Annotated in this window: 13 protein-coding genes, 1 pseudogene and 1 other annotated feature; of the genes and pseudogenes, 9 read left to right on the forward strand and 5 right to left on the reverse strand. The window is 57.8% G+C overall.

Annotated elements, in window-relative coordinates; genetic code table 11:
• Both J5I97_RS01735 and J5I97_RS01740 read left to right on the forward strand, forming a co-directional pair.
• Positions 1-360 (forward strand): hypothetical protein, encoded by a 360-nt coding sequence (locus tag J5I97_RS01735; RefSeq protein ID WP_208588636.1) that lies wholly within the window; start codon positions 1-3, stop codon positions 358-360.
• Between the two features lie 275 nt (positions 361-635).
• The gene (locus J5I97_RS01740) at positions 636-1,007 is read left to right on the forward strand and encodes a hypothetical protein (protein ID WP_208588637.1); all 372 of its coding nucleotides are present in this window, start codon (positions 636-638) and stop codon (positions 1,005-1,007) included.
• Positions 1,008-1,016: 9 nt separating this feature from the next.
• On the opposite strand, the pseudogene J5I97_RS01745 reads toward J5I97_RS01740, so the two are convergent.
• Together J5I97_RS01745 and J5I97_RS01750 are read right to left on the reverse strand one after the other, a co-directional pair.
• A pseudogene (locus tag J5I97_RS01745) lies at positions 1,017-2,142 on the reverse strand (IS3 family transposase).
• Between the two features lie 272 nt (positions 2,143-2,414).
• Positions 2,415-3,628 (reverse strand): IS3 family transposase gene (locus tag J5I97_RS01750; protein ID WP_208586298.1). Its coding sequence is split into 2 segments (ribosomal slippage): positions 2,415-3,346 and positions 3,346-3,628, totalling 1,215 coding nucleotides; the frame shifts between segments, so codons are not numbered across the junction.
• Positions 3,237-3,353, reverse strand: a sequence feature (AL1L pseudoknot). Its footprint overlaps the gene before it by 117 nt.
• On the opposite strand from J5I97_RS01750, the gene J5I97_RS19690 reads away from it, so the two are divergent.
• The 6 genes from J5I97_RS19690 to J5I97_RS01780 all read left to right on the forward strand — a co-directional run bounded on the left by J5I97_RS19690 (position 3,621) and on the right by J5I97_RS01780 (position 8,419).
• Positions 3,621-4,733 (forward strand): RHS repeat domain-containing protein, encoded by a 1,113-nt coding sequence (locus J5I97_RS19690; protein WP_238135614.1) that lies wholly within the window; start codon positions 3,621-3,623, stop codon positions 4,731-4,733. The two genes, J5I97_RS01750 and J5I97_RS19690, sit on opposite strands and share 8 nt — an antisense overlap.
• A 23-nt stretch (positions 4,734-4,756) precedes the next feature.
• On the forward strand, positions 4,757-4,996 hold the full coding sequence (locus J5I97_RS01760) for a hypothetical protein (protein WP_208588639.1): 240 nt from the start codon (positions 4,757-4,759) through the stop codon (positions 4,994-4,996).
• Positions 4,997-5,687: 691 nt separating this feature from the next.
• Positions 5,688-6,092, forward strand: coding sequence for a hypothetical protein (locus J5I97_RS01765; protein ID WP_208588641.1), 405 nt, complete (start codon positions 5,688-5,690; stop codon positions 6,090-6,092).
• A gap of 49 nt (positions 6,093-6,141) precedes the next feature.
• Positions 6,142-7,482 (forward strand): RHS repeat-associated core domain-containing protein, encoded by a 1,341-nt coding sequence (locus J5I97_RS01770; protein WP_238135615.1) that lies wholly within the window; start codon positions 6,142-6,144, stop codon positions 7,480-7,482.
• Positions 7,479-7,721, forward strand: a complete 243-nt coding sequence (locus J5I97_RS01775; RefSeq protein WP_208588643.1) for a hypothetical protein — start codon at positions 7,479-7,481, stop codon at positions 7,719-7,721. The genes J5I97_RS01770 and J5I97_RS01775 overlap by 4 nt, the downstream gene beginning before the upstream one ends.
• A 299-nt stretch (positions 7,722-8,020) precedes the next feature.
• Entirely contained in the window at positions 8,021-8,419 is a 399-nt protein-coding gene (locus J5I97_RS01780; RefSeq protein WP_208588645.1) for an RHS repeat domain-containing protein, read from the forward strand.
• 346 nt (positions 8,420-8,765) lie between these two features.
• Here J5I97_RS01780 and J5I97_RS01785 read toward each other — a convergent pair whose 3' ends face one another.
• The 3 genes from J5I97_RS01785 to J5I97_RS01795 form a co-directional block, all read right to left on the reverse strand.
• A complete protein-coding gene (locus tag J5I97_RS01785) occupies positions 8,766-11,099 on the reverse strand; it encodes a protein-disulfide reductase DsbD family protein (RefSeq protein WP_208588646.1) in 2,334 nt (777 codons plus the stop codon).
• A 5-nt stretch (positions 11,100-11,104) separates the two neighbouring features.
• A complete protein-coding gene (cutA, locus tag J5I97_RS01790) occupies positions 11,105-11,437 on the reverse strand; it encodes a divalent-cation tolerance protein CutA (protein ID WP_208588647.1) in 333 nt (110 codons plus the stop codon).
• Between the two features lie 66 nt (positions 11,438-11,503).
• Positions 11,504-11,680: a hypothetical protein gene (locus J5I97_RS01795; protein ID WP_208591855.1), complete on the reverse strand. Its 177-nt coding sequence runs from the start codon at positions 11,678-11,680 to the stop codon at positions 11,504-11,506.
• A gap of 372 nt (positions 11,681-12,052) precedes the next feature.
• Here J5I97_RS01795 and J5I97_RS01800 point away from each other — a divergent pair, with 372 nt between their 5' ends.
• Complete coding sequence (locus J5I97_RS01800; RefSeq protein ID WP_002804275.1) at positions 12,053-12,340, forward strand: co-chaperone GroES; 288 nt, start codon at positions 12,053-12,055, stop codon at positions 12,338-12,340.
• Positions 12,341-12,431: the final 91 nt, after the last annotated feature.

Raw genomic sequence — 12,431 nt, forward strand, 5'->3', positions numbered from 1 at the left:
ATGAAGAAAAAAACAAAAATAATTTACTTAGTTTTGCTAATTATAATATTTTTCGTGGGGGTTTTGATTGTAATAATTAATGGAAGGGCGGCAGAAACTTCCATTAATTATGTTAAAAATGAATCCTTGGAAATATGTGGCAGTGCAGGGGCTACCTCTGTGCGTGTTAAACTATTTCCCGTTCGTATAAAAGTTATCGGAGATAGCGGGTACGCCGAATTTCATCTATCTGCGGAATGTAGTGAAAGTCACTCCGTCGCGGTTAAAATAAATTTAAAAAAGAAAGTTGGACGATGGTGCGTCACTGATTCATCTGTCGATGGTTCTGTAAAAAGGAATGTAGATTTCTGTGAAAGGTGAATTTTACAGATTTTTCGATTAGCCCTGAATATCAGCCAGTTTTTAGACATTGGGCCGCGTAGGGTGCTATTTTTCGTAGCCTCCCATCGTTTCAGACACAAGCTCTGCCTGCACGAAGTGCCGATGCGAATTTTTGCAGCCATGATGTGCTCCCAGCATTCATTGTGTCTATTCTTACGAGGGGCTCGCAATTTCTCCAGCTGAGGATCAGGGCTAATCAAGTAATTTTATGATAGATATCATGAAGGCTGATTCCTGAATTAATGAGGGCGTTGGTGCAGGCCCCAAGACTTGGACAGGTATTGCGCCAAATGGTGATGTATGGACAGGTAGACCTGGCGGAGTTGGTGAGAATCATGGTCCCTACGGACCTTATCTTCCATGAGGTCGCTAATGATGATAGTTATAGAATTTCTTTGCGTATTTGGCATCCAACATCGCCAAGTAAGTCAATTATCAATAATATTGGCTTAAATTCTAAATTTTCACAAGATCTTGGTGAAAGGCGGAAAAATCCAAACGGAATGGAGTTGGATGGATTTTATAGGGAGACTTACTGTACTTTTGCTATTACAGAAAAAGTGTCTGGATATTTTGTCGATGGAGTAAATTCTGCTCTTCCTTCGACGTCCCCCCGCCCTGAGTAGCGGCCGGGTTTAGAGTCCAGTGCTAATGATATCGGTGTTGGCCAGATGTTGGGCATAAGCAGCCGGTGTCATGCCGCCGATTGCTTTCTTGGGTCGATCCTGGTTGTATTCGCGCCGCCAGCGTTCGATCTCGGTGCGTGCATGCAGCAGTGTTGGGAACCAGTGCTCGTTGAGGCATTCGTCGCGTAGTCGGCCGTTGAACGATTCGACGTAGGCGTTCTGGTTTGGCTTGCCGGGTTGGATCAGCCGCAACTGCACGCCACGGGCATGCGCCCAGGCGACCATTGCCTTACCGCAAAACTCCTTGCCGTTGTGCCCCGAGGGCAGGCTTCGCGCTCAGTGCGGATCACCTGCGGCAAACCGCGACTGTGGGCCAGTCGGTCCAGCACGCGCGTCACCCCGTGGCCCGAGATTGCGCGCTCCACGTCGATGGCGACCGCTTCGTGGGTTGCATCGTCCACGATCACCAGACACTTGAGTACCCGCCCTTCGGCAGTGCGGTCGAACACGACGTCCATCGACCACACCTGGTTGGCCTGCGATGGCCGCAGCAGCGGCTGACGCTCGCCCACTGGAACCTTTTTCCGCTGGCGGCGGCGGACTTGTAACTGCTGCTCGCGGTACAACCGCTCCACCCGCTTGTAGTTCACGATGCGTCCTTCCTGTCGCAATTTGAGATAAATCATCCCCACGCCATAACGGCGATGGCGATGCGCCAACGCACAGATGCGTTCACGCAGTTCGACGTTGCGATCTTCGCGGGGGCGATAGCGCAGCGCACTGGCGCTCATACCGATCGCTGCCAAGGCCCGGCGCTCGCTGGCACCGCACCCGATCCACTCGCGCACCAGCGCACGACGCGCCGGTGCGCTCACCACTTTTTTCGCAGCGCATCCTTGATCAGGTCGTTCTCGAACAGCTGCTCGGCCAGCAATTTCTTCAATCGAGCATTCTCTGACTCAAGGTCCTTGAGCCGTTTGGCATCGGGCACGCTCATCCCGCCGAACTTGCTGCGCCACAGGTAGTACGAGGCCTCGCTGAAGCCATGCCGCCGGCACAGGTCCTTGATTGCCACGCCCGCTTCGGCCTCACGCAGGAAGCCAATGATCTGTTCCTCGGTAAAACGCTTCTTCACGTCCAATCTCCTCGGGGTAGGGAATTGGACTCCAAACTGAGGCGCTACTCAAAATCGGGGGGACGTCGCCTTTATTGCGCGAAAAACGCTCTTACTTCAATAAAATTAGGCGAGAGGGAGGTAGGTTGGATCTATTTGTCGGAGTTTTTATAGATTCGTCATCTGGATTTATTCTAAAAACCTTAGAGATGAGTACTTTGGTCGAGCTCGAAATCGACTTGTCGGTAGAGTTTTGAACCGCCCCGGGATTTCGGGAGGCTGTTTGGTTTGAGTCACGCCGCTTTGGCGTAACCGGCCTGTTGTCGATAGTAAGCCTCTTCGGCTTCCGCTGGCGGAATGTTCCCGATCGACCCCAGCAAGCGTTTGTGGTTGTACCAGTCCACCCAATCCAGCGTGGCCAGTTCCACATCCTGGCGGTTGCGCCACGCGCGCCGGTGGATCACCTCGGCCTTGTACAACCCGTTGATCGTCTCGGCCAACGCGTTGTCATAGCTATCGCCCACGCTGCCCACCGACGGCTCGATCCCGGCGTCGGCCAGCCGCTCGGTGTAGCGGATCGACACATACTGCACGCCGCGGTCGGAGTGGTGGATCAGGCCGCCTTCGGTTGGACGACGCGCATGCAGCGCCTGCTCCAGCGCGTCCAGCACGAAGTCCGTGTGCGCCGTCTGCGACACCTTCCAGCCCACGATCCGCCGTGCGTACACGTCGATCACGAAGGCCACGTACACGAACCCGGCCCAGGTCGAGACATACGTGAAGTCGCTGACCCACAGTCGGTTCGGCGACGGCGCATGGAACTGTCGGTTCACCTTGTCCAGCGGGCACGGCCGCTTGTCGCTGATCGTGGTCTTGACCACCTTCCCGCGTACCACGCCGCGCAGGCCAAGTGCGCCCATCAGTCGCTCCACCGTGCAGCGGGCCACCGCATAGCCCTCGCGCTTGAGCTGCCGCCAGACCTTGCGCACGCCGTACACCTGTCGGTTCTGCTCCCATACCCGCCGGATCTGCGGGCGCAGCGCCTGGTCCTTCCACCAGCGGTTCGGGCGCAAGTTCGCGTCCGCTTCCCGCTGCGCGTGGCGGTAATACGTCGACGGGGCAACCTGCAGCACCTTGCAGATTGGCTCGACCCCGTGAACATCGCAATGTTCGGTCACGAACGTGGTCAGGGCTTGAAGCGGCGGTCGAGCTCCGCCTGGGCAAAATACGCGCTGGCCTTGCGCAGGATCTCGTTGGCTTGCCTCAGCTCGCGCACTTCGCGTTCCAGCGCTTTCATCCGCGTCCGCTCGTCCGTCGTCAGCCCCTGACGCTTGCCGGCATCACGCTCGGCCTGACGCACCCAGTTGCACAGCGTCTGCGACGAACAGCCAATCTTCCCGGCAATCGATTCGATCGCCGCCCACTGCGAGCCGTACTCGCCCTGATGCTCCCGCACCAGCCGAACCGCGCGCTCTCGCACTTCCGGTGAATATTTCGTCTTGCTCATCGCCCCATCTTCTCAAGAGTTGGAGCCTCCCGAAATCCCGGGGCGGTTCAGCTTCGACGACAATAACCGGCAGACCAAAGCCAACAACGTCGCGCTGAGCTATGACCAAAGCGGCCACCTGCTCAACGACGGCAGCCGCAAATATGTCTGGGACGACCGCGACCGGCTGAGCGAGATCCAGCAGGGCGGCACAACGATCCCCAGCTTCAGCTATGACGCGCTGGGACGGCGGACGGTCAAGACGGAAGGCGGCACAAGCACGCAGTATCTGTATGACGGCCAGGATGTAGTGCAGGAAACACAAGGCAGCACGGTGAACCCGATCCTGACCGGGCTGGGCATCGACCAGCGCTATGCACGTAACGACACGGGTGGCAGGACGTATTTCCTGACCGACCACCTTGGCAGCACGCGCCTGCTGACGAATGCAGCGGGCGGCGTGGTGCAGCGGTATGAATATGATCCGTATGGAACGACGACGCAGAGCAGTACAGCTTACACCAATCCGTACCAATACACTGGGCGGGAAAAGGACGCGAGCGGCCTGTACTACTATCGGGCGCGATATTATCGGTCGCAGTGGGGCCGGTTTATTAGTGAAGATCCTGTCAAGCTTGCTGGAGGAGTAAATGGCTATGCCTATGTCGGCGGGAATCCCAATGGCAAAATCGATCCACTAGGGTTAGCTGATGTCTATATTTGGATGCCATTGCCGTATACGGGCGGCATCCCCAGCTACGGGAAATTGCACTCAACTTTTGGCCACGTGTCGGTGGATGCTTACGGTCAAGGTTTCTCATATGGCCCGGCAGGAAACACGATAGATCCTTGGTATTCCAGCAATCAGCATGAAATTAGGGATGCAGTGATACACCACCTAGATATGAGCCTATCGCAGGAAAAAGCTTTGGCTACCTGCTTGTCAAAAGATCAGGGGAAGTATGGCGTGACGAACAACTGTGGTTCCCCGCTTCAGAATTGCTTAAGGGAGATGGGGATGCCACTATCTCCACTGAATGCTATTTTTCCGGAGACTCTGAATATGATGCTGTATACCAGTCCGGCTGTGACGAAGTCATATTCACTCTTTCAGGCTAGGCCATGATTACGCGGTTCCGGAAATTGTTCATGACTCTTTTGCTGGCGTCGACTATTACGGGTTGTGCTCCAGATATGGAAATCATTCCCATTGGCGAAGTGACGATTTATAAAAAATCAGATGGTCCGGAAGTATTGGGGGTAGCTTCGCGCCCCCTGCCAGTTAAGAAGTTAGTTTACTTGAATAAGGCGGACTATGTGGTTGAAGTTGAGTATCAAGGTGGGCGTGGCTATGTGAGGGGCGGGGCTTTTCACCTTTCGCGTAAATAAATGAGGTATAGACCGCCTGCAGGCCCCAATCATATGGGGCCTTTCTTGGCCAGCGCAGCCGGATGGAGCGCAGCGTAATCCAGGATTGATCGGATGTTTACATCGGGTTGTGGGCTAAAAATCGCATCAAGGAAATTTTGCCAACCCCAAAACCCATCTCAATGCCCGCAGCGCTCGCAAGGGCTTATCGCGTCAAGGGAAATCGCAGCCGGTTGATGGCGCACGCCGGGGCGAACTATCTATGCGTATGTAGGCGGAAATCCAATTTCGTACGTGGATTCAAAGGGAACAATAGCGTGGCTGGCGATCCCCTTTGTGTGTGCGGAAGGTGGCTGCGAAACTATGCTTGCAGGCTTGCTTGCAGGCTTGCTTGCATGGATTGCCTATAATTCCACCCTGCCGGGCAAGCAGCCAATGAAAATATAGCTAAGCAGTTAGAAGATTTATGGCAGGCAAAAGAAGATTCTGAACAAAAACCAAAAAACTGCCCGACGGGAACATTGCCTATTGATAAGGTTAAAGGAAAATTTGGATTTGATAAGGATGGCCTTCACGGAATTAAAGAAGGCGTTCGTGCAGGTCCCAGGACTTGGACAGGTATTGCGCCAAATGGTGATGTATGGACAGGTAGACCTGGCGGAGTTGGTGAGAATCATGGTCCCTACGGACCTTATCTTCCATGAGGTCGCTAATGAATGATGATAGTTATAGAATTTCTTTGCGTATTTGGCATCCAACATCGCCAAGTAAGTCAATTATCAATAATATTGGCTTAAATTCTAAATTTTCACAAGATGTTGGTGAAAGGCGGAAAAATCCAAACGGAATGGAGTTGGATGGATTTTATAGGGAGAGTTACTGTACTTTTTCTATTACGGAAAAGGTGTCTGGATATTTTGTCGATGGAGTAAATTCTGCTTTTCCTTTATTGCGCGAAAAACGCTCTTACTTCAATAAAATTAGGCGAGAGGGAGGCAGGTTGGATCTATTTGTCGGAGTTTTTATAGATTCGTCATCTGGATTTATTCTAAAAACCGTAGAGATGAGTACTTTGGTCGAGCTCGAAATCGACTTGTCGGTAGAGTTTTATGTCTGACCATCCTCCATTGCCGCATTGTCTACCGGTGCAGCGAGGCGGCGTCAGCATGACTCATCTGCAGGTCGTCAACGCCATCCTTCGTGTCACCACCTATGCGTACGACACCTTGGGCCGGCCGACCACGACCACGTTCCCAGGCATGGGCGGCAGCGTGACGGCCAGCTACGACGCCGGCAACCGGATGGTGGCGCTGGCCGACAGCGTGTCCGGCACGCTGGGCTGGAGCTACGACAGCTTCGATCAGGTCACCGCCGCCAACAGCCCGCAAGGCACGATCACCTACGGCTACGATGCAGCGGGCCGTCGCACGAAGATGCAGGCGGCCACCCAGGCGCCAGTCGTCTATGGTTACGACACCGCCGACCGCCTGACGGGCATCACCCAAGGCCCCGAGAAGGTCATCTTCGCCTACGACCCCGCCAACCGACGCATCACCCAAACCCTACCCAACCACGTGCAAACGGCCTACACCTACAACAACGCCAATCAGGTCACCGGCCTGGCCTGGGGCAAGGCCGGGCAGGCGGCGCTGGGTAGTCTGGGCTACGGCTATAACAGTGTCGGCCAACTGGTTGCGCAGACCGGCACGCATGCATCGCAGTCCCTCCCACCGGCGAGCAGTGGCAACAGCTTCGACGACAATAACCGGCAGACCAAAGCCAACAACGTCGGGTTGAGTTACGACCAAAGCGGCCACCTGCTCAACGACGGCAGCCGCAAATATGTCTGGGACGACCGCGACCGGCTGAGCGAGATCCAGCAGGGCGGCACAACGATCGCCAGCTTCAGCTATGACGCGCTGGGACGGCGGACGGTCAAGACGGAAGGCGGCACAAGCACGCAGTATCTGTATGACGGCCAGGATGTAGTGCAGGAAACACAAGGCAGCACGGTGAACCCGATCCTGACCGGTCTTGGCATCGACCAGCGTTATGCACGCAACGACACGGGTGGCAGGACGTACTTCCTGAGCGACCAGTTGGGCAGCACGCGCCTGCTGACGAATGCAGCAGGCGGTGTGGTGCAGCGGTATGAATATGATCCGTATGGAACGACGACGCAGAGTAGCACGGCTTATACCAATCCGTACCAGTACACAGGGCGGGAGAAGGATGCCAACGGCCTGTATTACTACCGGGCGAGGTATTATCGGCCGCAGTGGGGGCGGTTTATTAGTGAGGATCCGATTGGGTTGGCGGGCGGGATTAATTATTACGCATATGTTGCAGGCAACCCATTAAGCCGCGTTGACCCGCGTGGGCTTGCATATTTTGCGTATCGCCCTTTGGCTGGACTGCCGTGGCTTGGCATCTTGTCGGACAACCCACTCGATAATGCATCTCACACCGCCATATCCCATGAGCAGCTTTTTTTGAAGACAAAATGAGTCCTGCAAATATTGGTTTCTTTGGAGACGGAACGCTAAAAACGGAGCCAAATCAAAATGGGTATCGCCCAATCCCCGGTCATTACGACGACTGCCTGATGCGAATTGCTGTGCAAAATGTGAAACTTGGAACCTATCATTTGATTGGGAATAATTGCCAGGATTGGGCTAGCAGCGTTCAAGATGAATACAAGCGACTTTTGAACAGTCCAGTGGGAACGATGGCTTGTCATAAATGATTTTTCTTTATCTCCTCGCCGCTGTGGCGGCACTCATTGCATATGCACTTTCCGCGCGGTTTGGCATAAGAACCAGACTGTTGATTGCGGCAGCCGTTTTTGCTATTCCTGCAATCTCCGTGACCGTATGGGTTGTAATGGTTGGGGATAAGGCCGCTCTAGGCTCAGTAACGGTTTCTCCGAATGGGACCCCAGTGGAGCCAAGTGAGAAGAAGCCGTAATAGCTTTGCGCCGCAGCATGACGGCGGGCAGCACAGACTGGCGACCGGAGTCTGTAAACTAAACTGTGTAACTACCCTATGACAAGCAATCGGCCCGACCGGATCGTGTCGGCCAATGGCCGTTATTTGGCAATCGGCTACGACAGCAGCAATCGGGTCAGCACCGTCAAGGATCCCTTGGGCAGCAGCTGGTCCTACGCGTACAACGCTGACGGATATCTCAGCAAGGTGACCCGTCCAGATGGCAGTACGCGCAGTTTCACCTACAAGGTGCGCGAGCAGGACGCGACGCTTCCTGGCCAGGTCCGGCTGCAAGCCATCTATGACGGCAAGAATCAGCGCGTGGTGTTCAATGAGTTTGAAGACGCGGCAGGCACCTGGAGCGGTCGTGTGGTCAAACAGACCCAGGCAGATGTCGGGGTATTGACCATTGATGACGCACATGACGAGGCAGGCACGTTTGCGATTGGTGCTTGAAGCGGGCTTTTCAGGGGCGACTGCTTCATGAAGGCGCATATTCGGCTAGGTGTCGATGCCTTGCCGTAGTTGTTTGATGTAGTGAGAAAATCCTCAACAGCATGGCGAACCAGAATTGGATCCGCCGCGACTGAAACATCACCACGCTGACGCTTGGGTATGCGGTGGCGTTCGGACGCGGCATTTACCACGCGGACACTCCCACTCGTGCGCGCCGTCTGCACCCACCCGACGGCGGCCTGTTACCTGGTGTGAGTCGCTATTAGCCGGCTTGTCTGTGGCGACGCGGCAAGATTGCCGTAGCCAATTGTCGTAACCAAAATTTGCACTCGGGCAGTGCGCACAATCAACGCGCAGCGCGCAGCAACGCGTCTTCGGTGATGGCGTTGGTCAGTACCGTTGGCAGCACCGCCGGTGGTGCGCCGGGGCCGTAGACCACGTAGAGCGGGACGCCGACGGCCTGGTGCTGGTCGAGGAAGGTGCTGATCTTGGGGTCGACGTTGGTCCAGTCGCCTTTCATGTAGACCGCATCGACCCGGCGCAGCGCGTCACGGAAGTCGGCGCCGCTCAGTACGTTCTTTTCGTTGGCCTTGCAGGTCACGCACCAGTCGGCGGTCATATTGACGAAGACCACGCGGTTGTCGGCGCGCAGGCGGTCCAGCAGCTGCGGCGAGAATGCGACTACGCCTTCGGCAGCGGTGGTGACGGGCAGGCCGAGGCGGGTCACTGCGACCACCGGCACCAGGGTCAGCACCAGCATCACGGTGGCCAGGCGCATGCCCGGACGATGGCTCTTCCAGCGGCTGCGCTCGAAACACAACAGGCCCAGAGCCAGCAAGGTGGCGCCGACCAGCATCAACGCCAGTGCATCCACGCCGCGTTGTTTGCCCAGCACCCACAACAGCCAGATTGCGGTGAGATACATCGGAAACGCCAGCACCTGCTTGAGCGTTTCCATCCACGCACCGGGCGTGGGCAGGCGGCGCGCCAGCGAAGGGATGAAGCCGATCAGCAGGAACGGCAGCGCCAGACCCAGGCCCAACGCCAGAAACACCAGCATCGCCAGCAGCGCGGGTGCGGTGAATGCGTAGGCCAGCGCGGTGCCCATGAACGGGGCGATGCAGGGGCTGGCGACCACGCAGGCCAGCACGCCGGTGAAGAAGTCGCCCAGCGGCCCATTGCGTGCAGCCAACGATTGGCCGATGCCGCCCAGGTTGCTGCCGAACGTAAACACTCCCGACAGGCTCAAGCCAACCGCAAACATCAGATACGCCAGCGCGGCCACGAACCACGGCTGCTGCAGCTGGAAGCCCCAGCCTGCAGCCTGGCCTGCCGCACGCAGACCAATCACCAATCCGCCAATGGCGGCGAACGACACCAGCACGCCTAGCGAATACCAGATCGCATGGCTGCGCGCGTGGCCGCGGCTTTCGCCGCTGTGGGCCAGGCCCAGCACCTTCAGCGACAGGATCGGCAGTACGCAGGGCATCAGGTTCAACACCAATCCGCCCAGCAGGGCCAGCGCCAGCATCGCCAGCAGGCCCTTATCGGTATGCGGTGGCTGGGTGCGCTGCGGGTTGTCTGCCGAAGCGTCTGCGGCGGGGTTGGCGTTGGTGCCACGCGTCGGCACAGGCGCAGGTTCGACCGGCGCCTGCCCGGCGGCCAGCGGTGAAATCATCAGCGGTGCTGCCTGCGCCTGGTTCTGTGGCGACACCGTGCCGGTCGGCAGGTCCAGCGCCACACGCCGCGTCATCGGCGGATAGCAGATGCCATCGGTCTGGCAGCCCTGGAAGGTGGCCACCAACGTTACATGGGCCGGGTCGGCGTAGTCGCGCAGCAGTGGCAGAGTGACTTCTGCCTGGCCGAAATACACCACCACATCGCCGAAATGCTCGTCGCGATGCGACTTGCCTTGCGGCCAGCGCGGTAGGCCGGTGCGTACGCCACCGGCGCCTTCCAGTGCCAGCGAGGTGCGGTCGCGGTAGATGTAGTAGCCGGGCGCCGGAGTGAAGCGCAGCAACAGGCGGTTGCCGTCGCCGACGATGGCCTCGAAGGTGAACGCCTGCTCGGCCGGTAGCGGCAATGCGTCCACGCCGGCGGCCTGACCGGAGCCGCCGAACAGCCGCTGGCCTGCTGGAGCGCGCGGCACCAATGCCCCCAGGTTTTCGCGCTGTTGACCGAGTTCAGAGGTTGCAGCCGACGCCCTGGTGGCGGCACCGCCGCCTTGCGCATTCGGCAAGCTCACCCGGATCTCGCGCCGCTGCGGCGGGTAGCACACGCCGGCATCGGCGCAGCCTTGGTATTGCACCTGCAAAACAGCGGTCTGCAAGGAAGGCTCGGCCTTGCCCGCCAGCGTGGCCTGCAGCTGCTTGCGGTAGATCTGCACCTGACCGAAGAACTCGTCGTGCTTGCTCTCGCCTTCCGGCAGCGCCAGCTCACCGGCGGTAAAGCCTTGCCCGGATTTGACGCTGATGCGGTGGCGATACAGGTAATAGCCCGGCGCGATTTTCCAGCTCAGCGCGATGCTCTCGCGGCTGTTTGCCGTCGCGCTCGGCGTAAAAGCCTGGTCCACCGGCAGCAGGTCGGCCTCGGTCACCGCGGCCTGTGCTGGGGGTGGCGCCACGAACAACGGGGCGGTCAGTAGAGCGCAGCGAGCAATCCAGTGGGACAGAGACTTCATGTACGTCAGGATTCCTTGCGGGTTTCGGCCCGGACCCAATCGAGATACGCCGACAGCCCGGCGCTGGCTTGGACAGCGACCGCTTCCGGCAGTTCATACGGATGCAATGCCTGTAGCCGCGCAATGGCGTCGGGCAGGCGGTCTTCCCAGGTCTTGATCAGCAACTGCACTTCCTGGCTGCGCTCGATCGCCCCGTTCCAGCGATACAGCGACTGCGCGCCGGGGAGCTGGGTGACGCAAGCGGCCAGCCGCTCGTCCAGCAACGCATGCGCGATGTGATCGGCGCTGTCGGCATCCGGACAGGTGCTGAACAATAAATGGAGGGGGGAGGTGTTCATCGGGCCGAGCAGTGTAATCCCCTGCCTGCTGGGGATCGACCGCCGATTCCGGAACACGCCGTTACCTTATTGTATTGTTGCGCCTAATGTCTGGTAACCGGTGCCATTGGAATTGCCCGGGTACCGCCCGCTGCCGCCGCCACTGCCGTCGTTGACCTCGGTCACCCGCTCGCCGCAACTGCTGGTGCAGGTGGCGTACGGCTTAATGCGGTAGTCGCTCAGCGATTGGCCGGCGGCGGACACTACAGAACCTGTGCATGACAAGTGCTGGAGCCTGGTTCCATTTTTAGGGCGCCAGCAAAACGGCTGCGCTCACCGCCAAGCGGGCACGGCCGGTGCGGTATCCCGCACAAAAACCATTAGTGCCGAGCGCAAGGCGCGCATTCACCCGAGCACCAGGCGGCACGCTTTTGGCAGCCCCCCGGTCTCCGGATGGAACCGTCAAAGCGAAAAAATTTTGCCCTCAGCCCTTGAAAGCCGCCCACACAGCACAATCTTTGGCTCGCACCCGTTCTGTCGGGTTTTTCCGCGCGCTATGCTGGCAGTCGTCACATACGAGTGCTAACATCGCCGATAATTTCCAGACCAATCAATCATTTAAGAGGGTCTTTCTCTATGAGCATCAAGCCGCTTCACGACCGCGTTGTAGTCAAGCCGATCGAAGCCGACGAAGTTTCCGCCGGTGGCATCGTGATTCCGGATTCGGCCAAGGAAAAGTCCACCAAGGGCGAAGTCGTCGCTGTTGGCGCCGGCAAGCCGCTGGACAACGGCAGCCTGCGTGCGCCGGTGGTCAAGGTAGGTGACAAGGTCATCTACGGCCAGTACGCCGGCAGCAGTTACAAGGCCGAGGGCACCGAGTACAAAGTGCTGCGCGAAGACGACATTCTGGCGGTCATCGGCTAATCAGGCGCTACGCGCCGGAATCGGGAGTGGGAATCGGTAGAGCGGCTAACGGCCTCACCATCTGATCCCGTCCCGATATCCGCCCTTGATA

Origin of the sequence: Xanthomonas fragariae (genome assembly GCF_017603965.1) — a bacterium.
GTDB classification, from domain to species: Bacteria; Pseudomonadota; Gammaproteobacteria; order Xanthomonadales; family Xanthomonadaceae; genus Xanthomonas; species Xanthomonas fragariae_A.

Coding starts and splice junctions, on each gene's coding strand:
- J5I97_RS01760 (WP_208588639.1), top strand. CDS start 4,757: ATGACTCTTTTGCTGGCGTCGACTATTACGGGTTGTGCTCCAGATATG.
- cutA (WP_208588647.1), bottom strand. CDS start 11,437: ATGAACACCTCCCCCCTCCATTTATTGTTCAGCACCTGTCCGGATGCC.
- J5I97_RS01735 (WP_208588636.1), top strand. CDS start 1: ATGAAGAAAAAAACAAAAATAATTTACTTAGTTTTGCTAATTATAATA.
- J5I97_RS01800 (WP_002804275.1), top strand. CDS start 12,053: ATGAGCATCAAGCCGCTTCACGACCGCGTTGTAGTCAAGCCGATCGAA.
- J5I97_RS01765 (WP_208588641.1), top strand. CDS start 5,688: ATGAATGATGATAGTTATAGAATTTCTTTGCGTATTTGGCATCCAACA.
- J5I97_RS01775 (WP_208588643.1), top strand. CDS start 7,479: ATGAGTCCTGCAAATATTGGTTTCTTTGGAGACGGAACGCTAAAAACG.
- J5I97_RS01780 (WP_208588645.1), top strand. CDS start 8,021: ATGACAAGCAATCGGCCCGACCGGATCGTGTCGGCCAATGGCCGTTAT.
- J5I97_RS01770 (WP_238135615.1), top strand. CDS start 6,142: ATGACTCATCTGCAGGTCGTCAACGCCATCCTTCGTGTCACCACCTAT.
- J5I97_RS01785 (WP_208588646.1), bottom strand. CDS start 11,099: ATGAAGTCTCTGTCCCACTGGATTGCTCGCTGCGCTCTACTGACCGCC.